We start from the raw sequence: 24518 nt of genomic DNA, 5'->3' as shown, positions 1-24518 counted from the left end.
TACGGCATGGCCCGACAGCTCCTTTTCCTGTTCCTGCTGCTCAGCACTTGCCACGTAAGTATGGCACAAAAGCGCACTCCTTCGCCGATGGCACCGATCAAAGGAGGCCCTTTTGTGCCGCTTTACGGCGCCAGCAAGGCACCGGTGCCCGTGCAGGCGTTCCTGCTCGACAAGTACCCGGTGACCAACTCCGAATTCCTGGCCTTTGTGAAGGAGCACCCCAACTGGCAGAAGTCAACGGTGAAAAGGCTCTTTGCCGATGCGCAGTACCTGCGTCACTGGGCCGCCGACCAAAGGATAGGCCCTGATGCAGCCAAGATCGCCAACAGCCCGGTGACGAACGTGTCGTGGTTTGCGGCCAAAGCCTACTGCGAATGCCAGGGCAAGCGGCTGCCTACCGTGAACGAGTGGGAGTACGCCGCCCTTGCCAGTGAAACGAAGGCCGACGCCACGAATGATGAGCAATTTTACCAGCGCAGCCTGGAGTGGTATAGCCAACCCAACCCGCAATACCTACCGCCGGTGCAAAGCGGCTTCCGCAACTACTACGGCGTGTACGGCATGATCGGCCTGGTGTGGGAATGGACCTCCGACTACAACTCCACCCTGCTGGTGAACGACGCCCGGGGCAGCAGCAGCCAGGATCAGCAGCTGTTCTGCGGGGCCGGGGCCAGCAGCGCCACCAACGTTAAAAACTACGTGGCCTTTATGCGCTACGCCTTCCGCTCCAGCCTGAAGCCCAGCTATACCGTCGGTAATCTCGGCTTCCGCTGCGCGCAAAGTACACCCAGCGGCTCCGCCCGCACCCAACCTGCTAACCAGAAAAAGAAATGAGAACGAGACATACTTTTTACCTGCTCCCTTTGCTGTTGACCGGCCTGTTTGCCTGCCAGCAGCAGGAAGCCGAAATCCCACTGTGCTGCACCAAACCCGCTGCCACGGCCTCAGCCGCCGTCATTCCCATGGCTTCGCATGCCGGCGCCCTGTCGGACCTGTCGCTGTACAACCTGAGCTCGGAGTGGACGGACCAGGAGGGCCGGCAGCTGAAGCTGGAGGAGCTGCAGGGCAAGCCGCAGGTGGTGGCGATGGTGTATACCAGCTGCGCCTACGCCTGCCCCCGCCTCACCGCCGACCTGCAGGACATTGAGGCAAAGCTACCGGAGGACAAGCGGCAAGCGATAGGCTTTGTGCTCGTAACCATGGACCCGGACCGTGACACGCCGGAGAAACTGAAGGCCTTTGCTGTCGCCCACCACCTGGATACCCGCCGTTGGACACTGCTCACCAGCCAGCCAGACGATATCCGGGAACTGGCCGCACTGCTGAACGTGCAGTATGCCAAAGACCTGAACGGCAACTTCTCGCACTCCAACCTCATCACGGTGTTGAATGCAGAAGGAGAAATCATACATCAGCAGGAAGGCCTTGGTACAAACCCTGCCGAAACCCTGCAAGCACTCAAAAACCTGCCAGCCACCTTGCTGGAATAATAGTCTACACCTCACTTTTTCTGTTTCCTTCTGAAGACCCTGCTCCTTAGCGCAGGGTCTTTGCATTTCCGCATACATGATGGCTGCCATATGTGCGGCGGCGGCTGCAAAATCTACGCAAAGGCTGCCACAGTTTCTGCTGCCGGGCCGACGGCACATTTTTTGAGCGAAAAGGGCTGCTGGTAGCGTCCGGGCCTCTGGCAAAAAAGCTGCCGTTGCCGTAGGTATAAATAGCTACAGTTATGGCGCAGCAGTCCGGCTGGCTATAATTGCATTAACACCTGCGATGTTTTCATCGTATTCTTGAAATTTATACAACTGACTATGACACGATATAACAATAAAGAAATGGACCCTGATGTTGTGCTGATCGGCGCCGGCATTATGAGCGCCACGCTCGGGGTATTACTAAAGAAATTACAACCTGACCTCACGATCGAGATATTTGAGCGGCTGGACGTAGTGGCCGCTGAAAGTACGGATGCCTGGAACAACGCCGGCACCGGACATTCTGCCTTCTGCGAACTGAACTATACACCGGAGCTGCCCGATGGCTCCATTGATATATCGAAAGCCGTTAAGATTGCTGAATCTTTTGAGATTTCCCGGCAGTTCTGGGCGCACCTCGTGGACGAAGGCTTTCTCTCTTCACCGCACTCGTTTATTAACAGTATTCCGCACATGAGCTTTGTGCAGGGGCCAGAAAACGTGGATTACCTCCGCAAACGGCATGATGCGCTGGTGCAATCGCCCTTATTCAGGGGAATGACTTACAGTGACGACCCGATGCAGTTAATGGAATGGATGCCCCTGGTGATGCAAGGGCGCGATAAGTCGGAGCGGGTTGCTGCTACCCGCATGGAAATTGGTACTGACGTGAACTTTGGTGCGCTAACGCGGAGGTTGCTGGGCCAGTTGCAGGAAATGGATGGTGTGACACTGCACCTGGAACACGAGGTCCGTAAGATGCGCCAGGAGCCGGACGGCCGTTGGCGGGTGAAGGTGAAGGACCTGGCCTCAGGCCATAAAAGAAAACTAAAGGCACGGTTCGTATTTATCGGAGCCGGAGGTGGTGCTTTGCCGCTGCTCCTGAAAACAGGCATTCCGGAGAGTAAAGGCTTCGGCGGCTTCCCGGTAAGTGGCCAGTGGCTGGTTTGCAAAAACCCGGCTGTAGTTGAGCAGCACCAGGCTAAAGTATACGGAAAAGCGTCTGTCGGCTCTCCTCCCATGTCAGTACCGCACCTCGATACGCGGGTGATCGGGGGCGAAAAAGCGTTGCTATTTGGGCCTTATGCCGGCTTCTCCACTAAGTTTCTGAAAAACGGCTCGCTGCTGGACTTGCCCAAGTCTATCAAATTCAACAACATCAAACCCATGCTGGAGGCCGGGCTGGATAACATGCAGCTCACCAAGTACCTGATTGACCAGGTGCGCCAGTCATCGGATGACCGCATTGAGGCGCTGCGGGTGTACGTGCCCAATGCCATCAAGGAAGACTGGAAGTTGGAAGTAGCCGGGCAGCGTGTTCAGATCATCAAACAGGACCCGAAAGAAGGTGGCATTCTGGAGTTTGGTACGGAGGTGGTCAGCTCTGCGGATGGCTCTATGTCCGCCCTGTTAGGAGCGTCGCCGGGTGCTTCTACGGCTGTTGCTATTATGCTGGGGCTGCTCAAGCGCTGCTTCCCTGACAAAATAGACTCCCCGGAATGGCAGCAGAAGTTGAAACAGATGATCCCATCTTACGGCAAATCGCTGGCTAACGACCCGAAGCTGTGCGATGAGATCCGGACCTATACCAGCGAAGTGCTCGGGCTTACGTACTATAAACTGGCAGAATAGGCCGTTGCCATACTTGAGCAAAAAGGCCCCTGCTAAGTATAGCAGGGGCCTTTTTGATGTTGCAGATAGCGCCCACCATCATTGACTTTGCTGCCGGAGCTGCGCCACAAACTGCTGCATCCGTTCATAATGGGAGCCTTTCCAGTATACTTGCCGGCAGTTGGGGCAGCGGAAGAACTCGTGAAAGTACTGTTTCGTTTTGGGAGGAAGCACGTGCAGCACCTCGTTTTTGGCGACAAGCTCGATACGACCATTGCAGCACAGGCAACGCGTAAAAGGCTGCAACTTTTCAGCCAGGTTAAAGTACTGCAGCACCTCTGCCAGTTGCTCCTCCGGCTGCTGCGATCGCAGCCAATAGCCCCAGGTAATTACTTTTTGCTTCAACAGGCCTATATCACGCGTTAGCACCACCCGGTTTTCCTTTGCGGCAAGTTGCGCAATGGCATGGTCGGAGTAGTTGTTTTCGTAGCAAGTATCGAATCCCAGCATCCGCAGGGCTCTGGCTAATTTACCCAGGTGCACATCCAGCACAAAAGCAGGATGGGTGGGCAGTGCTGGCGCGGCAGCATAACCTGCAGGCCAGGTATAGGCTGCCGCTCTGGGGTAAACCGCCACCCGGTCGTGCGGGTGCAAAGGATGTAGCAGCGGCACCGGGGCACCATTCAGCAGTATTACCTCCACTTCCGGGTGCGGTACGCCAAGTGCTTCGATGGCATCTTTCACAGCCGGCACTTCACGAAATGCATAGCGAATCCATACTTCCCGTTTTGCTTTCGGCAAAAAGTCGTTCAGCGTACTATAGAAAAGGAAATCAGCAGACAGCAGCATTTATACTTATACTTTGAGATCAGGAGGAAACCTGGTCCAGGGCTTTGATCTCGGTTTTATAGGTGGTAGGCAGCACGATAGCTTTCAGGAGCCAAGCTAGCCGTAAGGCACGACTGAACTTATATACCTGCAAAACAGGCGTTAATAGGGAGAACGGCCTTAACCCGAGTAAACGCCGCACCTGTTCCGGCGCTACCAGCGCCTGCGCCTCCAGCAGCAGCCGATAACGCACCCAGCCCAGGTGCTTCCGGTATTGCTGATACAGGTCCCGGGTGTGCCAGCTTTCCTGCATGTTCTGCGCCAGGTGCTCTTGGCGCATCAGTTGCCACTCCTGCAGCGAAGTCGGCAAACCTTTTAGCCCCATGCGATTGCCCACACGGCCGAACACCTGAAATACTTCCGCTTGCTCAGCAACCGTCAGTTTGCGCTCCAGCACCTCAAACGAACGGATAGAATAGTCGATCAGCATAAAAAGTACATCGCGGTAAGCCCAATCAGGTATAGCTGTTCCCCGCTTGGCCTCCACTGCAGCATGGATGTGTGCCATGGTATCAATGGCGGAGTTTGCCTCCTCCAGCTCCGAAAACACGATCCGGCGGGCATATGCTACTGTGGAAAACAAGCGACCGAGCGGGTCTGCAGGCAGGCGGCCGGTAAAGTATAGCCAGTCTACAGCTTTGTTCAGGGCAAACTCTGCGGAGGCACCCGCAAAGATAAAAAGTACCGTATCCGCCTTCCCCCAAATTTCTCTTACAATGGAGTCTTGATGCACAAAATATTTCATATCAGCTCAACAACAAACAGCCCAAAAACGTGCAGTGGGCGCCGGATAAGCTGTTTACAGTGAGCTAAAGCAACATGCCAACTGGTGCCCTGTATCTGCCCGGCTTTTGCTATGACATTCGTAGATAGTTAACCTCAGCAAACAAGCACAGAGCTAAACTAAAACAGGTTTTCTGGGCCAGCATAGCAATAAAGCGGTAGAAATAAGAGTTATTGGAAGAGATTTAGCAGCTTCATTTATAAGTTGAGAATACTTTAGCCAGTCTTATCGGTTTTTATTATTTTTACCAAAAGAGAATTTCCATACTTAAATTTCTACACTATGAAGGCACTCTTTCTACCACTGTTCCTGGTTATTTTTTCTACAGCCGCCATGGCGCAGGGAACACCGAAAGAAGGCGCACCTGCATCCAGTGCATTATCCAACCAGTTCAACAAACTTAAAGGCAATGCCAACTCCTACCAGGAAAAGGGCGTGGACTATAAAGTAGTTAGTGTTAAATCGCTGAATGCTTTCTGGGACAATGTGCAGGCTACCCTGGAGGAGCGGGAAAAGAAGCTACTGAATGCAAGTAAGGATACCCGGCAGGAACTGGCGCAGGCGCAGGCGACCATTGCCGCCCAGCAAAAGCAGTTGCAGGCGCTAAAGCAGGAAAATGCCCGCAAAGAGCAGGAAGTACAGAAAAGCGCTAGTGCCGTAAATAACCTGTCGGTGCTGGGGATGGAAATACCAAAACAGGTTTATGTGCTGCTGACGGGCATCATTATTATAGCACTGCTGGTGGTGCTGCTCGCAATATTAGCCATGTACAGAAAGAGCAAAGTAGTGACAGACGAAAAGCAACGCGCCTACAACGAAATGGAGCAGGAACTGGCCGAATCTAAAAAGTCGGCCCGTGAAAAAGAGCTGAAGCTGAAAAGAGAACTCCAGACCGAGATGAACCGGATAGAGGAACTGAACAAAGAAATAGCCACACTGCAGCGCCACCACCACTAGCGCTCGCACAAAGCACACTACCAAGTATAAACCCAAAAGCCGGCTACAGCAGTCAGCTTTTGGGTTTATACTTTCCGGCAGGCGCTGCCCGCAGCTTATACTTGTACCGGGTCTACCGAAGATTCTTACTGCCTATAAGACCCGGCTCCTCATCTGTAGATAACAGCACCCGGCCATACTTGATAGCCTGGGCAACTTAACCTTGCACCCGGAGCCGAATAGCCGTACACCTTCTGTTAGGAGCGCTTTAGGCAAGTATAAATTGCCTGCTATACGTTTGTTTGATTCTTTACCTTTGTGCTGCCACTTGGCTGCGGCAACCCATATCATTCCAAAAGTGAACTTACATGTACTCCTATTTTGAACTAAAGGAAAACGGCAGCTCGGTACAAACCGAGGTCATTGCCGGTGTTTCGTCCTTTCTGGCCACTTCCTACATCATTGTCGTGAACCCCAGCATCCTGAGCCAGGCGGGAATGCCTTTTGCCGGAGTACTCACAGCCACCGTGATCGTTTGCTGCTTTAGCTCCCTGATGATGGGATTGTATGCTAAAAACCCGATCCTGGTGGCGCCAGGCATGGGCCTGAATGCGTTTTTCACCTTTTCGGCAGTGCTGGGCATGAAAGTGCCATGGCAAGTAGCATTGGGCGCTGTGTTCTGGTCGGGCATCATTTTCCTACTCCTTTCCGCATTTAACATCCGCACCTACATTGTGCGGGCTATTCCGCGGCCGCTCCGCTATGCTATTGCAGCCGGTATTGGCCTGTTTATTTCGCTTATCGGCTTTGCGAACGCCAAATTCATCATTCACAACCCCGCCACTATTATAGGCATAAGTCCGTTAAACCCTACCCTGCTCACCTTTCTGGCAGGGCTACTGGTAACAGCGGTGCTGGTAACACGAAACGTTAAAGCCGGTATTTTGATAGGCATTCTGTTCACAACGGTGGCTGCTTACCCCATTGGGCGCTGGTGGGGTACTGAAGCCACAGCTACGATCGTGAACTGGCAGGGCATTTTTGCTGCGCCGGACTTTAGCCTGCTCTTACAATTAGACCTGGTACATTCGCTGCAGTGGTCTGTCGTGCCAGTGATTTTTGCTTTTGTTTTCACGGATATGTTCGACAGCCTTTCTACGCTGGTCGGCCTGGCCGAGGCGGCTAACCTGCTGGACGAGCACGGCGAGCCCCGCCACGTAAAGCGATCGCTGATGGTGGATGCCATTGCTACTACTTTGGCAGGCCTGGTGGGCTCCAGCCCCGGCACAGCGTATATCGAGTCGGCTGTAGGGATCGAAAGTGGCGGCCGCACCGGGCTGACGGCTGTGGTAGGTGGCTTGCTGTTTCTCCCGTTCCTGTTTCTGGCGCCGCTGCTGTCGGTGGTGCCGGCCATTGCTACCGCTCCGGCACTGGTGCTGGTCGGCGTATTTATGGTGCGTCCGGTTACTAAAATCAACTGGCTACTGCTTGACGAGGCTATTCCCGCTTTTCTGGCAATGGTGCTGATCCCTTTCACCTACTCAATCACCCAAGGCATTATCTGGGGCTTTTTGAGCTGGACGGCCTTAAAGCTGGCAACTGGCAAACGCAAGGACATCAGTACCTCCCTGCTGGTGATAGATGCTTTTGCCATACTTGCCCTTATACTGGCCTAAGCCATTTGACATACTTTTTCAGGTGCTGCCAACTTGCCGTTAGCACCTGCTATAGTACAAGCAAAGCCGTATCTGCAAGCTGATGGGCCTGCCTCAATGAATGGCTGTCCGGCATATTCACCCGCTCCGAACAAAAACTTAAGGTTAACAATTACACAATTTAACCAAGTATAAATTATTAAAAATACAGCATTTTAACACTATAATTTAACTTAAAACAAACAATGGGTTTGTTTGTTGATAATTTATTTATTAATTTTTGCCATCTATTGCATCATTTCTTCCGTAAATGGCGCAGCATACAACAGCTTTTCTAGTTTATAAAGCTGCTAAGCATTATAGAATGCGCAGCGGCTGACTGACTAGAAAACTTCAAAGCAGTGCGCAAAGTGAGGTTACGCTAATTTACTTTTATGACCGTTTTAACGTCTCAACCAACTGTAAAGTCTCTTGAGAAGACCCTTTCGAGAGTACCTTTCCTGTTGCTGGTGCTAGTGGTGCTGGTAGCCCTGGCTTTCCCGTCTGTGCCGGCCCTCCCCACCACTTCTGCCGGTATAAGTGCGGCAGATACAGCCTGGATGCTTACCTCTACTGCTCTGGTGTTGATTATGACGCCCGGTCTGGCCTTTTTCTATGGCGGTATGGTAAGCAAGAAAAACGTGCTTTCTACCATGCTGCAGAGTTTTATCTGTATGGCCATTATCACGGTGTTATGGATTACGTTTGGTTTTAGCCTGGCCTTTGGCAAATCTATCGGCGGCATCATTGGTGATCCCCGTACCTTTTTTATGATGCACGGCGTTATAGATGGTGCTCCATGGCCTTCCGCGCCCACGATTCCGTTGCTGCTCTTTGCCATGTTTCAGCTTAAGTTTGCCATTATCACGCCGGCGCTTATCACCGGTGCTTTTGCCGAACGCATCAACTTCAAATCCTATATCCTGTTCATCTGTGCGTTTTTTATCTTCATCTATGCCCCACTGGCACATGCTACCTGGCACCCTGACGGGCTGCTGCTACAACTAGGCGTGCTGGATTTTGCCGGCGGCACGGTAGTCCACATGTCAGCGGGATGGGCGGCGCTTGCCTCCGCACTTTACCTGAAAAAACGTTACGATACCAATCACAGTCCTTCTCACATCGTTTTTGTACTGATGGGCACCGGCCTGTTGTGGTTCGGCTGGTTTGGGTTTAATGCCGGCTCGGCCATGGGTGCCAGTTCGCTCGCCGTTGTTGCCCTCGGCACTACCATGACCGCTTCTGCCGCTGCCGCCATGGGCTGGATATTTTTTGATGCGCTGAAAGGGCGCAAGCCTTCTGCTATGGGCACTTGCATTGGGGCAGTGGTAGGGTTAGTAGCCATTACACCTGCCGCTGGCTTTGTAACTCTGCCGCATGCGCTGGTGATTGGTGTGATTGCCGCCATCGTCAGCAACCTTGTTGTAGATTGGCGCACCAAAACCGCAATAGATGATACGCTAGACGTTTTTCCGTGTCACGGCGTAGGCGGCATGGTGGGCATGTTGCTAACAGGTGTGTTCGCCAGCCAGGCAGTGAATGCGGCTAATACCACCGGCAACGGCTTGATCTTCGGAGAGACTAAGCTGTTTCTTATTCAGCTGGGCGCCCTGATTGTGGTTTCTGCTTTTGCATTCGGTGGCTCCTGGGTGCTGCTCAAACTAACCGATCTGATCACACCGTTACGGGTATCTGAGCAGGAAGAAGCCCTGGGGCTGGACCTGAGCCAGCACGATGAAAAAGTGTGACAGCTCATCAGGAGAATACGGCATCCAATGCAAGTAAATACCTATTGGTAAACAATTCAAAAATACAGGATTGTGCCCAATCAAGGTATACAGTGTAGGTGCTACCTAAATATTGTATTAATTACCTAATGATAAAAGTCTTACCTCATCTGCAGGGGTAAACTGAAGTATAACTATTGGCTGCTTCCCTTTAAAGGGCGGCTGTTTCAGATGGAAGTAAATTCAAGCGACTTCTTTTTCCGTCTGGCACCATGAAGTTTGCTTAAGACTATACGAATGCAGAAATTAATAAGCATGGATAACTCTAACGATAATGTTCTCGAAGTCTACAACAAAGAAGTAGGTCTGAAATTTCAATTGTACAACAGCCTCTTCACGGCACTGCCATTTCACAGGGTTGAGCGGACGGGTGTTCTGCTGGCTATTTTCCTGCAGCATTGCGAAGAGGGTTATGAAAAAGGACATAGTCCCGAGCACATCATCAGCAGCTTTATAAAACAGTATACTTCTTACGAGGAGGAGCAGGAGAAACTCGGGCTTCTGTTCCGGTTTATACAGTATGCTGAAAGGCAGGTGGTGCTGTTTGATGCGCTGGAAGATGCCTCCTACCGCGATACCCACGACATGAACGGCATCGGCACCCTAAAACACCTGCAGTCGGAGGTGCTGCAAACAGGGATGCAGGCGCAACTCGCTGAAAAGTTAAAAGACTTTTCGGTGCGGTTGGTCTTAACGGCGCATCCTACCCAGTTCTATCCCAGCGAAGTGCTGGGCATTATCCACGATCTATCCAAAGCGCTTCACCACGATAATACTGCCGAGGTAAACAGCTACCTGCAGCAGCTTGGCAAAACCCCTTTCTTCAAAACTGAAAAACCGACGCCCTACGACGAAGCGATCAGCCTGATCTGGTTTCTGGAAAACGTTTTTTACCACTCGGCTGGTCATATTCTGTCTAAACTGAAGAACCAGTTTCCGGAGGAAGTAAGCGAACATGCGGGCCTGATACGGCTCGGCTTCTGGCCAGGCGGCGACAGGGACGGCAATCCTTTCGTAAACACCGCCACTACGCTGAAAGTGGCTGATGCCCTGCGCGCCAGCATTATACGGTCGTATTACACGGATGTGCACCAGCTCCGGCGGCGCCTCACGTTTAAAGGGGTTGCTGATGTGGTAGCTGCCCTGGAAGAGAAAATCTGCGACAACCTGTACCAGCAGGGAGATGCAGCCGAACTCAGCAGGGCCGGCATACTCCAGACGCTGCAGCAGATCCGCACCATCCTCATCGAACAACACAACAGCTTGTTTCTGAACCTGGTTGACAACCTGATGCGAAAAGTAGAGCTGTTCGGGTTATACTTTGCCTCTCTCGACATACGCCAGGACAGCTCCGTACACAGCGAACTGCTGGAGGTGATTGCGACTACCACCTCTGCTATTCCGGAGAACTATAGCCAGCTTTCAGATCAGGAGAAAATCGAGGTGCTGCTGCAGATACGTACTACAGTGCCAGCAGCACACCTGAAAAACGACCTATACCGCGACACATTGGAGTCGATGGCTGCTATACGCACCATACAGCAGCAGAACGGCGAAGAAGGGTGCCACCGCTATATTATCAGCCATAGCACCAGCGCCCTGGATGTGATGGAAGCTTACGGCCTGCTGCTGCTCAGTGGCTGGCGGCCGGAAGACCTTACCGTTGATATTGTGCCCCTTTTTGAGACAGTGGCCGACCTGCAGGAAGCCGGAAAGGTGATGCAGCAATTGTATGAGAACGCAACCTACCGCCAGCACCTGGAGCAGCGGAACAACATACAAACGATTATGCTGGGCTTCTCGGACGGCACCAAAGACGGAGGTTACCTGATGGCCAACTGGAGCATTTACAAGGCGAAAGAGCAGTTAAGTATGGTATCCAAGCAGTATGGCGTGCAGGTGGTATTCTTCGATGGTCGTGGCGGCCCAACGGCGAGGGGCGGTGGCAAAACGCACCAATTCTATGCCTCCATGGGCAGCAACATTGCCAGCAAAGAAATTCAGCTGACCATACAGGGGCAAACCGTCAGCTCTAACTTTGGCACCCCAGATGCGGCACAGTACAACATCGAACAACTGATTCATGCCGGCATCAGCAATGCCCTCTTCACGGCACGCGCCTCCACGCTCTCGGGCAACGAAGAAATCCTGCTGCAGCAGCTGTCGGATGTAAGCTTTGATGCCTATAGTGAGCTGAAGAATAACCCTAATTTTCTGGAGTATCTGAATTATGCCAGCCCGTTGCGCTACTATGCCGAGGCAAATATCGGTAGCCGTCCCTCCAAGCGCAAGCCAGGCAAGCTGAACCTCAACGACCTGCGGGCGGTGCCTTATGTAGGTTCCTGGAGCCAGCTAAAACAGAACCTGCCCGGCTACTACGGCGTGGGCAAAGCCTTCAGTAAGTTTGAGCAGGATGGCCGCTGGCACGAGATCGAACAGCTCTACCACAGCTCCCTATTCTTTAAAACGCTGATGGAAAACTGCGAAATGGCCTTAACCAAATGCTTTTTCCCGCTAACGGCTTTCCTGGCGCAGCACCCGCAGTATGGCCCTTTATGGCAGGAGATTTATGAAGAGTTTGAGCTGACGAAAAAGTATGTGCTGCGCTTATCAAAGGCGACCGAACTGATGGCGAACAAACCGGTAAACCAGCTTTCTATTAAAATGCGCCAGCGCATTGAGCTGCCGCTGTTAACTGTGCAGCAGTATGCGCTCACAAAAATAAGAGAAATAGAGGAGCAGGAGACCGACACCACCCACAAGCGCACGTTTGAGAAACTGGTGATGCGTTGCTCCTTCGGTATTATCAACGCTGAACGTAATTCAGCTTAGCCAAAGAAATACCGGCACATGTGGGAAGTTCTCCTGTGGCACCCATCAAGTATAAATTTCATGTTTTAGCTCAACAAAAAAGCCTCCGGAATACAGAGGCTTTTTTTGTTAACGGTTGGATATACGAAAGTCAATTTCAACCAGTCCCGAATCAACAGCAAAGTATAAATTGCCTGATAAAAAGGTCGCTTATACTTGTGCAGGTAGTTAAATGAAGTGGCTGTTACCTCACAGCTATACTTGTATACAGCGTAAAGCGTCCGTTAAGCTGATGTATAAACTTGGTTGAAACCGCCTGTTAGCGCAGCGCATCGAACGTATACTTTGCATCGCTCCAAAATTCATCCAATGCAATAATCCGGGGTTTGAAAAAGGAGATCAGTGCCGGCCAGTCGTCTTTGCTAAACACATTTACGCCCGAGATAGAAGTATAAATCCGGCTAATCGTTTTCCCCTCATCATCAGTCGTATGAAGTACCCACTCCCACTCCTCTCCCATGCTTTCATGCAGCAGGTTCCTGAGTTCGCCAAATTGTTCAAAAAAAAGCTGTTGTATCTCCGGGTCTTGGTGCGTGAGTTCAATGGCAATCGAAGCAGCTTTTTTATCCGCCTGCATCCGGAAGTAAACATCCTTGAATCCGGTGCGGTAATTCAGCCAGTTTGTTCGCAGCCCTTCAGCCGACAAGTGCGGGGCGATATACTGCCCGAAAGTAGTCCAGAAAGCCTGCCGGAGTTGCGAGGCCTGTTCGCGAGTGTACATGGCGCCAAATTATAAAATTGTCGCCGGAAAGCAAGCCGCCATCTTCCTAGGGTTATCGGCTTCCAAGTATAAGCTATACTTACTTCTTAATGCCATAGGCCTGAAGTTCCTTTTCGATGCGTTCACTCCATCGCTGCTGCGCCGCCTCGTTCAGCCCATGCTGCGTTTCGCCGTCATACTGCTCCTGCAGGCGATTCATTTCGCGGAACGACTCCAGGTACTGGTACTGAATGATGCTGTTATAATCTTCGAGCGTCAGGTTATCGGGTTGAATCTTTTGCTTGAACCGTTCGGCCACCAGCTTTACAATATCGAAGTGCCGCTGCTCGTGGTTAAGGCTATAGGCATTACGGGCGGCCGCTTTAACCCAAGATGAGCCGCGCAGCACATATACTTTCATCTCCAGATCAAGGTGAATGACCCCATTTACAACATCCGTTTGGCCCTCGTAAGCAAAACTGGGAAACACAGAGGCGGCAAAGCTACTCGAGGCAGTGGGCGGTGCCTGAAAATCATCCCAGGTCAGCGGCCGCGCGGGCGCGTAAAAGACCGTATCATCGTCAGCATTCCGGGTATAATCCTTAATTGATACTATAAGGGAGCGGGCAAGCTTCGGGTTGTGATCTGCTTCTTGGTCCATCCAGGTATTCAGGTAGCGGAGAGCCTCTTCCAGCGACTGTCGCAAGGCCGGCTCCACCACTGTCTGTTGGCTGACCGGCCGGTTGTACCTAGCGCCTCCTTTATAAGTTAACAATTGTACCGGCTCCCCCTCGCGCTGCAAATCAAACGCCATAGCTACTTCTACCTGCCCTGCTACACGGCCATTTGCCGCTGCTGTTTCTGTTACTTTACATTGCTGCAGGCGGATGATAACAGGCCGGAATTTTGGGTTAGCAGGCAGGCTTTTCCGGATATATTGCCGGATCGCAGCTAAACCGCCCCCTTGCAGATCTACCGGTCGCGGTGCAGCCGGCTTTGCGGCTGGCGTCGTGCTCACGGGTACCAAGGTTCCTACAGTAGCCTGGTTAGGTCGTTCATCGTTCACCGCCGCAATATAGAACTCCTTTGGTGTGAACGGCAAAGGCTCCGCACGCAGCACAATCGTGTCTGTTTCTGCAGCGGGGCTGGTAGCGCCACTAAACAAGATAAATGAAACAGCCAGAAGCAGCCAATATCTTGGCCGGTGCCCAGCAAATGAAGCGCTTTCTTGCTTGAAGAAGCTCCGAATATAAGATGTAAAAGGTATAGCAGGCATAGTGCATTCTTCATTACCGAACCAGCTGAACACAAACACCTGCGATGCTGCGCCCGATCTGGGGTACTACTTTTAAACGAAGAACATACCCGGCAGAATTTCAGTTCGCCTTTTAGCGGCTGGTTATACTTCTGTAGCTGCTTTTTTTACCTCATCTATACTGCTATGCTGTATTTACAACAGGCCGCAAACAACAACGGGGCTGATACATATCAGCCCCGTTGTGCAATATTATTTTGTGCTTATACTTAATGTACTACCACCAGCTTGCCCTGGGCCTTGCCCGAAGGTGAGGCTGCACGGAGCATATACATGCCCTGGCTGGTACCACTCGGCACTTCCAATTCTGTTGCAACAGCACCCGTCGCATCTGTTAGCACACTTCGGGACTGCACTACTTGTCCGGCCACGTCATACATCACAATTTTTACGGTTTCGCTTGGCAAGAAGCCCTGAAGTGCTACCTGCACTCTGTTTCCGGTAGTAGGGTTCGGCCATACCTTCATTTCATAGGTACTGGCACCTGCTGCCACTTTCGCTGCTTTGGCAGCCTGCAATGCATAACTGGTACTTTGCGCTGCAGCAGAGGATGCCGGCTGATCTGCTTTTAGCAACGTAATGCGCGGCTGGCCGTCGCCGTTGCCATCATAGTACTCCGACAGATATAGGTTGCCAGTTGTCACATCTTCGATCACATCCAACGGGTTAGCAAATGGCCGGCGCAATCCTGGTACCTTAATACCTTCTGTAGCTTTGATGATTTCCGGGGTTGTGGTGCCTGGCTCTAGTATAATGATATCATCACCACCACTGAAACGGCACACCATCAGTTTGCCTTGTAGCTTGCCTCCAAAAGCATTGCTCTTATATTCTATACTACCATTCGGCGAAATATTCAGGCCGAAGTCATATGTCCAGCCGCGGTAATTCGGTTCTGTTGGGGTCCCCACCGGATAGCCGTAGTTCACACCATCTGTTGTCCACACCACTTCGCCCGGATCTTCACGGGAGGTCGGGTTACCACCATTCATGATGTACTCGTGGCGCAACACGTTTGGATGTCCGTAATAGCCGCCTTTTTCTATTCTGTACAGGTAATCGCTTTCCGTCTGGCGCACATCTGTTAAAGGTGCAACATCAGGCCCTGTGTAGGGCTGCCCGTTAGACCATACTTCGCCATTGTTGAGGCCAGGAATATTGCTACCTGCGGCAGACCCGTTGGTGGCTACATACAGCTGGCCGTTAGAGTGCCACACCAGGTCGTAGGCGTTGCGGATACCGGTTGCATAAAGCGTTAACGGTGCTCCGGATGCATACGGATTGTAGGTACCCCCTTCTCCGGTTTTTACATCTACAGGCAAGCCCATGCTCTCGGCTCTGGCAATATCCAAACGTAGCACGGCAGCGTTCAGGAGGCGCTCCTCCCTTTTACCCCATGCCGGATCCGGCGAGCCCATACCTGAGTTACTGCCCTGCATCACATACAAAGCGCCATCCGGACCAAAGTCAATGCTGTTGGTAGAGTGGTCTTTATAAGATCGGGGCAGGTTCACGACATAGTTTACCACCTGTGGAGTAGCCGGATTATTCAGGTTTACTTTAGATATTTTACCCGACCAATCAGCAGCTCCCAGGAAAACCGGATCTGAATGGCTAATCCAGGCGATCAGATTTGTTGCCGTTGCTTTAGGATCGAAGCGGAAGCCGATCAGCAGGCGCCTGTTAGTACCGAAAGGAGCAATTGTTACATGATTCTTGATCGTACCGTCCGCATTGATGTCCCAGCGCTCGATTTTACCACCTGAGGTAGCAGCATACAGCCGATGATCCGGCCCAATTACCAAGCTCGTGAAGCCATCGGAACCGAAGGTATTATCAATCAACGTTGATTCCGTAAAAGACACACCTGCCAGATCGGTAGGTGTTTCCGGAACATTACTTGTAGTCGTAAAGCGGGAAGTAAACGGTACCATAGCATAGCCGTTGCCATCTTTCACCTGATCCGTTATCTGGAATTCATAAGTTGTATTTGGCTTTAGGGTTGCCGAGATGGTAATGGCATCACCGCCGCCTGTCGCGTTCACAGCAGTTCCTGTTACTTCTGACCCACCCCCGATCGCTACAGTATATAGCTTTACAGTATTCGGGTTTACGGTGCTGCCATTCAGCGACTTCCCACTTGGGAATTGCAGGTCAACTGAAACAGATTGATCCAGCGGTACATCCTTGGCATCGTCTGCAGGGCGCACAGCCGTAACATACGGCCGGAGCAGTTCGCTTTCAGGCACCTGCTTGATGATAACATAATTCATTTTAGTGTTTTGCCCACCAGTAGCATCAAGGGTAAGCTTTCCATCCTTCACTTCCACTGTTACAGTATTCGATTTGGACCATTGCTCAGCAGAAGGCACAAAACCCATAATGGCAGCCACGCCTTCCACATTTATCTGGTGGCGGCTGTCATAGTAATCTGGATCACCAACACTAACAGATACAGTAAAGACCCCATTTGGCACCGCTATTTCCCAGGTTCCGGGTGTTTGGCCGCCTGTAGTCGCCTGCATCTGCACCAGGGTGCTTAGTCGGGCATCAGCTGACCCGGAGCGGTAGCGCATACTTGCTGTCTGATCTTTAGGCTGTTTGCTTGCCGGATCTATCCACCCGTAACCACGAGTAGCATCATACGAAAGCCCTGCATCAGCAACAAAACCAGTTGGCGTAGCAGAACTGGCCGGCTGAAAGTTTATCTTCATCTCCTGCGCAGTTGCAGCTTGCTTTACAGTCAGGGTAATATACAGGTCTGCGGAAGTATACCCCGTAGCCGAAGCTGTTACAGTTGCTTTGTAGGTACCTGGTGCCAGGTTGGTGTTAATGTTAGATGACCCAAAGGTGAGCGTGCCTGTAGTAGCAGCCGGCAAAGTTAACCAGTCTGCCCCTGCCGATTTACTTAGCGTTACAGTAGGAGTGCCGGAAGAAGCAGATAATGTTACAGACTGTTTTACCACCGACATCTTCTCGTCTGCCGAAAACTGCAGCGAAGTGGGTGAGAAAGCCAGCGCCTTTATTTGCTGTGTAGACGGGCTAATTATAATATAGTTCAACTTGGTGTTTTGCCCTCCGGAGGCATCCACGTGCAGCATGCCGTCTTTCACTTCTACCGTTACGGTACCAGAGCGGAACTTTTGCTGTGACGTAGGCACGAAATCTTTTATGGCCGCAATGCCTTGTACATTTACCTGGTGGCGGCTGTCGTAATAGTTAGGATCTCCGGCACTCACAGTTACCGAGTAGACACCGTTAGCCAAGTTATACTCCCAGCTACTCGGGGTCAGGCCGGTTCGCCCATCCTGCATTTGTGAGAAAGTTCGCAGACGTAAGTCCGTGCTACCAGACCGCTGGCGCATACTTCCCGTTTGGTCTTTTGGTTGGCCGCTGGCTGCATCAATCCAGCCATAGCCCCGCGCTTTGTCATAGGCTAAACCCACATCACCTATATAACCAGAGGGTGTAGAGGAGTTTGCCACCTGAAAGTTAATCTTTACGTCCTGGCCAGCCGGCGGCGGCGGTGTGGAAGTATCGTTCTGTTTCACCAGCACGAAGTAGTTGTTTTCGGCACCGGCAGCAGGGCTGGCCATGTTGCCGCCCAGCGTCACCTGCCCTGCCGGAAAGGTTTTGCTGTAGAGGTTCACCGCGCTTACTTTAGAATCGTTCACTCCGATTTTGTCTGCAAGCTTCGTCCAGCCGGAAAGCCAGCTTGGCAAGGCAGTAGCACGCGGGTCATAGGCCACGTATACTGTTGCGCTCTGGTCTAAGCTGAAGGTGAGCAGCGTGGAGCTGGTGTTCCACTTATCATCGTTGGCCGCCTGAATAAGCGAGGCGCCCTGCAGCGAAGTTGGTACGGAGGTGATCTGGTAGGTGCGGTCCGTAAACATCTTAGCTCCTACTGCCAGGCTTACCAATGTATAGCTGCTGCCTGTGCTCGCAGTTATACCTGAAACGAGGGAACCTGCCTGCTTCGCAATGACGAAGTAGTTGTTTTCGGCACCGGCAGCAGGACTGGCCATGTTGCCGCCCAGCGTCACCTGCCCTGCCGGAAAGGTTTTGCTGTAGAGGTTCACCGCGCTTACTTTAGAATCGTTCACTCCGATTTTGTCTGCAAGCTTCGTCCAGCCGGAAAGCCAGCTTGGCAAGGCAGTAGCACGCGGGTCATAGGCCACGTATACTGTTGCGCTCTGGTCTAAGCTGAAGGTGAGCAGCGTGGAGCTGGTGTTCCACTTATCATCGTTGGCCGCCTGAATAAGCGAGGCGCCCTGCAGCGAAGTTGGTACGGAGGTGATCTGGTAGGTGCGGTCCGTAAACATCTTAGCTCCTACTGCCAGGCTTGCCAATGTATAGCTGCTGCCTGTGCTCGCGGTTATACCTGAAACTAAAGCTGTTCCTTCAACAGGTGGCAGGGCGGCTATATTTAAAGGGTTCGTGCTTCTTGATATTTCTGCATTTACATCCCTGCTACCGGGAAATGCATATAGCTGCAAGCTTGCTAAAAAGCCTATCAGCACTAGTAAATACCTTTTATTGATTAAAGTTGTAAAAGTATATTTCTCCATATAGACATGTCACTTTGTAAATCTTAATTCTCCTTTTTACCTACTTCTAATTGCTCTTCACTTCTTTCCTGATTTCAAACTCCGTCCAACTTATACAGGCTTCCACATTGCACAGTAATTTCCCTCAAGTTCATACTTGAACAGACACCATTACTCACATCTTTAAGTGGTTAGCACTAAGTAACCTTAGTTATAAGAATAGATTGGATGTAAACACAGTTGCCTTTCATCAACTTAATTGTGGGTTATTTAGTATAGGTTGTGCGGCTGTGAAGTTTCTTCTAAAACTTCATGTATACATTACGGACTTTGAACAGTAATGTGATTATTTTCCTACATTTTTTTCCTGTAAATGATAAAAAAATTGCATTCGTTTGTCTATCAATAGGTTATACTTATACTAACTAAATTAAATAGGAACAAAAATCAGCACTACGGTTTTAGAGCATAAAGCCCTAGTAATTTTGGTTAAACAGCACCAGCTTTCTTTATAATTCCGCTACCACACAAAAAGCTGTTAAATTTCACCAACATAGCAGCTTAATACTTCCTTGGTAATTCCCTGTCTTAGATTGCATCCTGCTTGTGCCATTCCTCCTATTTTAGCTCCTCCTTATTGGAGTAAATAAAAAAGGGGAGCCACATTGCTGCAGCTCCCCTTTTTTATTTACGGTTATATTAGTGTACAACTAATTTGCTTTGTGCCTGTCCGGAAGGTGCTACTGCTTTCAGCACGTAAATACCCCGGCTGGTAGACCTCGACACTGGTACTTCCACAACAGCAGCACCCAGCTCGTTGGTTTGCACAACACTTGTTTGCACCAATCGCCCTGACATGTCATGCATTGTAACAGTAACCTGTTCTTTAGCACCAAATCCATTCAGCTCCATGGTCACTTTGTTGCCTGTCACCGGATTCGGATAGAGGCGCAGGTTCCTGGACTCAACAGCATGGGTACCGTCCGCTATCTTACTTTGAGAAGCCGTTGCTGCTACTACGCCTGCGGAGGTAGTCACTTTATAGATCTCGAGGCCGGCAATCGCCACACGGTTAGCCGTAGGATCAAACTTAAAGTTTAACACTCCGTCTGTTACCGATACCTCGATATCTTTTACCAACGCTGATCTGTAGCCCACTTCGCGGTAAATATCAAAGTTGGCGAGGCGCAGGGAGTTTTCGATAATTGTGTTGAACACCCTGGAGCCGATAGCAGAAAAATAGTTCTCTACAAAATGAAGGCGTACCACATAGTTACCATTCGCTAGCGGAATATTGTAACCCGTTTCGGCCATGTCTGTAGCTGCGGAAAGGTAGGTTTGGTATAACACATCATCATCCGTAGCCGCAATAGGAGTCTTCACCATCTGCGCATCCAGTTTAATCGACCCGCTGCGGTAATTGGCGTCTGCTTCCCATGTGTTGCCTCCGATGCTTACATTGGCATCTGCTGCTCCTTTAATCCGCTTCACCAACGAGATTGTGGTGCTGCTACTGTTTGCTATACCATAAAGTGGTATGCGCAGCGGCGATCCCCCACTGTTGTAATATACCAGCAAGGCCGCATTTTTAAGACCAGGTGATTTAGGGTTAAACTTAGCGCTCATGCTGGTTGTGCCCTGTGCTCCCAGCGATGTAGTGGCAGGCAAGGTGTAGGAGAACTCATCAAAGTTTGGTCCTACCAATTCAACCTTGCTAATCTGAACCGCCGGATCATTGCCACTGGCATACGTCTGACCCGCATTCTTCAGGGTTACGCTCAACGTTTTAGAAGCACCTGTCTGGAGAGTACCGAACGATACATCCGATGGGGCAGCTACCAGCTCTGAATAATTGGCCGACCCGGAGGCTGGCTTCACATTGCTGATATAGTATAGGTTATCATTATAGTCATAATTCGTGTACTGCGTACCCAGGTAATCATTTCCGATGATATAAGCATTCGGAACTACATTCCCCTTGCTATCAATAACTTTCCACACCCGAATTCCTATTTTACCTTCTGAGTTTCTGGTTCGGTCTGTATAGTCAGATCCTACTTTAAAGGCAAAGGTGCTGGAAGTACTAAAGTTAGCTTGTGCTAACGCTGTAGAAGATCCGCTTTTTCGTGGTAACAGCGACTGTCCATCCACTGGGTTGTGGGTAAACAGTGTATTGATAGTAGTGGAGCCTTGGCTGTACCACTGAATCTTTTCAGTAGAGGAGCAGCAATTATGATAGGCTGCCATCTGGGTAACGGAAATTGGCCTGCTTGGATCGGCTCTCACAAAGAAAGAAGCAGCGATTTCATCTGAATTAGGCACCACCGAATTACCATCTATTGCTCCATCGTCATGATTGTAACCTGTTTTTGTACGGAAGCCAAAAGCACTGATGATCTCTTGTGCCCAAGGTTCATGCACATCTTCGCCCTGTTTCTGCCATAGGCCGTGCAGCGCTACTTTTTTGTAAGGGACAAAGTCGTCATTGGAGCGGATAAACAGCGTATCGTGCTGCACTTTTACCCGCGTAGCTTTATCTTTGGCTCTATACTCGATCAAGGCATCTACATAAGAACCCGGACCAACAGACACCGGCAATGAAGATCCTGCACTGTAGGCTGCCCCGTTCAACTGCGCTATCTGCCAGTCAGTGGTGTTGGAAAGCATCAGCTCATTTACAATCAGCGTTCCTTTTCCTTTGTTGCTGATGCGTAATTTTACCTGGTTGTGATTGGCATTATAAGACGTATACGTTCCATCGGATTTGAGCCTTCTCCAAGGTATCTGAATTAAAGAGAACGTCATTTCGTCCAGAGCAGGTAACTTGTCCTGGTTCTCTACTACCATATATGTATTGGTGGCAGTAGACTTAGCTATACTGAAAGAATACAGGTCAGTAGTAGTCGTATTTCCACTACCATCGGTTGCTTTGGCACGGAAAGTATAATTACCAACTGTTGTTAGTTTAAGGGGAGAAGTATAAGCCGCATAAGCGCCTCCATTTAAACTATACTGTACTGAAGCCAACCCTGAACCACCATTATCCGAAGCATCAACTGTTATCTGTACTTCATTGCGGTATACTCCCTCAGATTGCATCGTTCCGTTGAAGCTCACATTGGCAACCGGCGCAATGATGTCTCCCTCTGCTGAAGCAGGGCTAACGAGCACATAGTTAAGCTTGGTATTGGAACCGCCACTGGCATCAATGGTAAGTTTTCCGTCTTTTACTTCCACGTTCACATTGGCCGACTTAGACCATACTTGTGAGGTTGGTACGAAGCCCGCTATTGCCGATACGCCTTCTACATTTATCTGGTGGCGGCTGTCATAGTAGCTGGGATCACCCACACTTACAGTTACATTATAAATGCCATTTGGCACTGCCAGTTCCCAGTTACCAGGCGTTTGACCTCCTGTGCTGGCTTGCATCTGAGCTAATGTGCGCAGGCGCAGGTCGGCTGATCCGGAACGTTCGCGCATACTGGCCGATTGATCTTTTGGCTGTCCTGTTGACGGGTTGATCCAGCCGTAGCCACGACTGGCATCATAGGCTAAACCTGCATCTGCCACATACCCCGATGGCGTAGAAGAGCCGGCCAACTGAAAGTTCACCTGGATATTCTGCATACCTGGTGTTTGGGTTCCGCCATCGCTCTGCTTGGCTATAACCAGGTAGTTGTTTTCTGCACCGGCAGCGGGACTAACCATATTGCCGCCCAGCGTTACTTTGCCAGCCGCAAAGCTCTTGCTGTAGAGCACCATCGAACTGATGTTGGAATCATCAACGCCCAGCCTGTCTGCAAGCTTCGTCCAGCCGGAAAGCCAGCTTGGCAGCGCGGTAGCCCGTGGGTCATACGCCACATAGACAGTAGCATTCTGGCTCAGGCTAAATGTCAGATAAGAAGAGCTGGTGTTCCATTTATCACCGTTCGCTGTCTGAATAAGTGAGGAACCGGAAAGAGCAGTTGGTACCGACGTGATCTGGTAAGTACGGTCTACATACATCTTGATACCTGCTGCCAAGTCTGCTACACTGTAGCTTTTTCCGGTACTGGCTACTACGTCCGTTACCAAGGCTGTTGTAGATTCGTTTGTACCGCTTGACCTGGCCACAACCAGAAAACCAGTCTCGGCACCGGCAGCAGGACTGGCCATGTTGCCGCCCAGCGTTACTCTGCCTGCCGGAAAGCTCTTGCTGTAAAGCACCATGGAGCTGATCTTCGAGTCATCTACGCCTACTCTATCGGCCAGCTTCTGCCAACCGGAAAGCCAGCCCGGCAGCGCGGTAGCCCGTGGGTCATAGGCCACATACACGATGGCTGGTTGGCTCAAGTCAAAAGAAAGCAACGACGTACTGGTGCTCCATTTGTCATCATTGGCTGTCTGGATGAGCGAAGCACCGGAAAGCACTGTAGGCACAGATGTGATCTGGTAGGTGCGGTCAGTGTACATCTTCGTTCCTGCGGCCATACTTGCCAAACTATAGCTCTTGCCGCTGCTGGCCGATACGTTCGATACCAGCGCAGTAGTTGCCATAGCAGAAACAGATGTGTTAAGGGAGGTTATGTTCCGGGCAGTAGCCCCCGGAATAGAAAATAGCTGTAAGCTAGTGAATATCCCTACCAGCAGAAGTGCATGCATTCTCCTGTATAGGGGTATAAATGTAAAATTTAAAGTCATAATTACTCTATTAGAGTTTGTTTTGAGATACGGATTCCTTAAAACGCGCGTGGAATGCCCTGCATTCATGGCGCCCTGTCATACAACGAAGTGCCTATGCCTTCTTGCAGCGATGGGGTTGTCTATTTATCTTGTTTTAGTAAGCTGCATACGGGAACTCTTGTTTTATTGTATGCTCTTATATATAATTTACAGGAAAAGGTTTCAGCAGTGTGCTAAATTTATAGTTTAAACAGCGGCAACGATGGCAGCGATTTAGAACCTGCTCCCATCGTTGCCTCTGTTGTTATGGTATCATTAACTTAACCTGCACCTTGCCAGAGGCAGACTGGCCATTCAGCAGGTAAATACCGCTCCCGATACGCTGGCTCAATTGAATTGCTGTTTCTCCCTTACCCTGCGCATCCGTTTTAATTTTTTTAGTGGCAATCACACGGCCTGCTACATCATACACGGAGAGTTGCACGACTTCGTTGCCTGGAAAGTTCGTGATGCCTATATTTAATTTGCCTCCTTTCACCGGGTTCGGGAATACCTGCAAATCAGGTTGCTGACGCAGGTGCTGCTGGGTAGCGGTGGCGCTCAGCGGTTGTGTGGCTACCAGCGCCTGCCCTGCTGCCACGGCCATGGTCAGGTAATTGGTCTCTGCTCCGGCAGCAGGACTGGCCATGTTGCCGCCCAGCGTTACTTTGCCTGCCGGAAAGCTCTTGCTGTAAAGCACCATGGAGCTGATCTTCGAGTCATCTACGCCTACTCTATCGGCCAGCTTCGTCCAGCCGGAAAGCCAGCCCGGCAGCGCGGTAGCGCGTGGGTCATAGGCCACATACACAATGGCCGGTTGGCTTAAGGTAAAGCTCAGCACGGCAGTACTCGTGCTCCATTTATCGGCATTCGGCGGCTGAATGAGCCAAGCACCCTGCAGCACACCTGGTACGGAGGTAACCTGGTACGTACGGTCGGTATATAGCTTCCGGCCCACTGCCAGATCCGTTAACCCATAGCTGT

At 50.9% G+C, this 24518-nt stretch carries 14 protein-coding genes; 7 read left to right on the top strand and 7 right to left on the bottom strand.

Features of this window, described 5'->3' with window-relative positions:
• Positions 1-6: 6 nt before the first annotated feature.
• From ABDW72_RS18110 to ABDW72_RS18100, 3 genes are all read left to right on the top strand, one after another.
• Entirely contained in the window at positions 7-834 is an 828-nt protein-coding gene (locus tag ABDW72_RS18110; protein WP_347160015.1) for a formylglycine-generating enzyme family protein, read from the top strand.
• Positions 831-1490, top strand: a complete 660-nt coding sequence (locus ABDW72_RS18105; protein WP_347160014.1) for an SCO family protein — start codon at positions 831-833, stop codon at positions 1488-1490. Before ABDW72_RS18110 ends, ABDW72_RS18105 begins: the two co-directional genes overlap by 4 nt.
• A 324-nt stretch (positions 1491-1814) precedes the next feature.
• Positions 1815-3329, top strand: coding sequence for a malate:quinone oxidoreductase (locus ABDW72_RS18100; RefSeq protein WP_430438165.1), 1515 nt, complete (start codon positions 1815-1817; stop codon positions 3327-3329).
• Between the two features lie 78 nt (positions 3330-3407).
• On the opposite strand, the gene ABDW72_RS18095 is transcribed toward ABDW72_RS18100, so the two are convergent.
• Both ABDW72_RS18095 and ABDW72_RS18090 read right to left on the bottom strand, forming a co-directional pair.
• Positions 3408-4157 (bottom strand): Mut7-C RNAse domain-containing protein, encoded by a 750-nt coding sequence (locus ABDW72_RS18095; protein ID WP_347160013.1) that lies wholly within the window; start codon positions 4155-4157, stop codon positions 3408-3410.
• A gap of 19 nt (positions 4158-4176) precedes the next feature.
• Positions 4177-4941 carry an oxygenase MpaB family protein gene (locus ABDW72_RS18090; protein WP_347160012.1) on the bottom strand — a complete coding sequence of 255 codons (765 nt, stop codon included), beginning with the start codon at positions 4939-4941 and terminating at the stop codon, positions 4177-4179.
• 321 nt (positions 4942-5262) lie between these two features.
• Between ABDW72_RS18090 and ABDW72_RS18085 the strand changes: the two genes are divergently transcribed.
• The 4 genes from ABDW72_RS18085 to ABDW72_RS18070 all read left to right on the top strand — a co-directional run bounded on the left by ABDW72_RS18085 (position 5263) and on the right by ABDW72_RS18070 (position 12229).
• Positions 5263-5937 carry a hypothetical protein gene (locus ABDW72_RS18085; protein ID WP_347160011.1) on the top strand — a complete coding sequence of 225 codons (675 nt, stop codon included), beginning with the start codon at positions 5263-5265 and terminating at the stop codon, positions 5935-5937.
• Positions 5938-6284: 347 nt separating this feature from the next.
• Positions 6285-7592: an NCS2 family permease gene (locus tag ABDW72_RS18080; protein ID WP_347160010.1), complete on the top strand. Its 1308-nt coding sequence runs from the start codon at positions 6285-6287 to the stop codon at positions 7590-7592.
• A gap of 413 nt (positions 7593-8005) precedes the next feature.
• A complete protein-coding gene (locus ABDW72_RS18075) occupies positions 8006-9358 on the top strand; it encodes an ammonium transporter (RefSeq protein WP_347160009.1) in 1353 nt (450 codons plus the stop codon).
• Between the two features lie 276 nt (positions 9359-9634).
• Positions 9635-12229 carry a phosphoenolpyruvate carboxylase gene (locus ABDW72_RS18070; protein ID WP_347160008.1) on the top strand — a complete coding sequence of 865 codons (2595 nt, stop codon included), beginning with the start codon at positions 9635-9637 and terminating at the stop codon, positions 12227-12229.
• A gap of 298 nt (positions 12230-12527) precedes the next feature.
• Here ABDW72_RS18070 and ABDW72_RS18065 read toward each other — a convergent pair whose 3' ends face one another.
• The 5 genes from ABDW72_RS18065 to ABDW72_RS18045 all read right to left on the bottom strand — a co-directional run.
• Complete coding sequence (locus tag ABDW72_RS18065; protein ID WP_347160007.1) at positions 12528-12989, bottom strand: DUF4268 domain-containing protein; 462 nt, start codon at positions 12987-12989, stop codon at positions 12528-12530.
• Between the two features lie 79 nt (positions 12990-13068).
• Positions 13069-14244: a hypothetical protein gene (locus ABDW72_RS18060; protein ID WP_347160006.1), complete on the bottom strand. Its 1176-nt coding sequence runs from the start codon at positions 14242-14244 to the stop codon at positions 13069-13071.
• Between the two features lie 248 nt (positions 14245-14492).
• Positions 14493-18605, bottom strand: a complete 4113-nt coding sequence (locus ABDW72_RS18055) for an Ig-like domain-containing protein (RefSeq protein ID WP_347160005.1) — start codon at positions 18603-18605, stop codon at positions 14493-14495.
• 924 nt (positions 18606-19529) lie between these two features.
• A complete protein-coding gene (locus ABDW72_RS18050) occupies positions 19530-23369 on the bottom strand; it encodes a malectin domain-containing carbohydrate-binding protein (RefSeq protein WP_347160004.1) in 3840 nt (1279 codons plus the stop codon).
• Positions 23370-23799: 430 nt separating this feature from the next.
• On the bottom strand, positions 23800-24518 hold a 719-nt coding region (locus tag ABDW72_RS18045), incomplete at its 5' end, for a T9SS type A sorting domain-containing protein (protein WP_347160003.1).

Source organism: Pontibacter chitinilyticus, assembly GCF_039748935.1.
Classification (GTDB): Bacteria; Bacteroidota; Bacteroidia; order Cytophagales; family Hymenobacteraceae; genus Pontibacter; species Pontibacter chitinilyticus.
This window is presented reverse-complemented; position numbering and strand designations above follow the sequence as displayed.

Coding starts and splice junctions, on each gene's coding strand:
- ABDW72_RS18110 (WP_347160015.1), top strand. CDS start 7: ATGGCCCGACAGCTCCTTTTCCTGTTCCTGCTGCTCAGCACTTGCCAC.
- ABDW72_RS18105 (WP_347160014.1), top strand. CDS start 831: ATGAGAACGAGACATACTTTTTACCTGCTCCCTTTGCTGTTGACCGGC.
- ABDW72_RS18100 (WP_430438165.1), top strand. CDS start 1,815: ATGACACGATATAACAATAAAGAAATGGACCCTGATGTTGTGCTGATC.
- ABDW72_RS18095 (WP_347160013.1), bottom strand. CDS start 4,157: ATGCTGCTGTCTGCTGATTTCCTTTTCTATAGTACGCTGAACGACTTT.
- ABDW72_RS18090 (WP_347160012.1), bottom strand. CDS start 4,941: ATGAAATATTTTGTGCATCAAGACTCCATTGTAAGAGAAATTTGGGGG.
- ABDW72_RS18085 (WP_347160011.1), top strand. CDS start 5,263: ATGAAGGCACTCTTTCTACCACTGTTCCTGGTTATTTTTTCTACAGCC.
- ABDW72_RS18080 (WP_347160010.1), top strand. CDS start 6,285: ATGTACTCCTATTTTGAACTAAAGGAAAACGGCAGCTCGGTACAAACC.
- ABDW72_RS18075 (WP_347160009.1), top strand. CDS start 8,006: ATGACCGTTTTAACGTCTCAACCAACTGTAAAGTCTCTTGAGAAGACC.
- ABDW72_RS18070 (WP_347160008.1), top strand. CDS start 9,635: ATGCAGAAATTAATAAGCATGGATAACTCTAACGATAATGTTCTCGAA.
- ABDW72_RS18065 (WP_347160007.1), bottom strand. CDS start 12,989: ATGTACACTCGCGAACAGGCCTCGCAACTCCGGCAGGCTTTCTGGACT.
- ABDW72_RS18060 (WP_347160006.1), bottom strand. CDS start 14,244: ATGCCTGCTATACCTTTTACATCTTATATTCGGAGCTTCTTCAAGCAA.
- ABDW72_RS18055 (WP_347160005.1), bottom strand. CDS start 18,605: ATGTTTACGGACCGCACCTACCAGATCACCTCCGTACCAACTTCGCTG.
- ABDW72_RS18050 (WP_347160004.1), bottom strand. CDS start 23,369: ATGGCAACTACTGCGCTGGTATCGAACGTATCGGCCAGCAGCGGCAAG.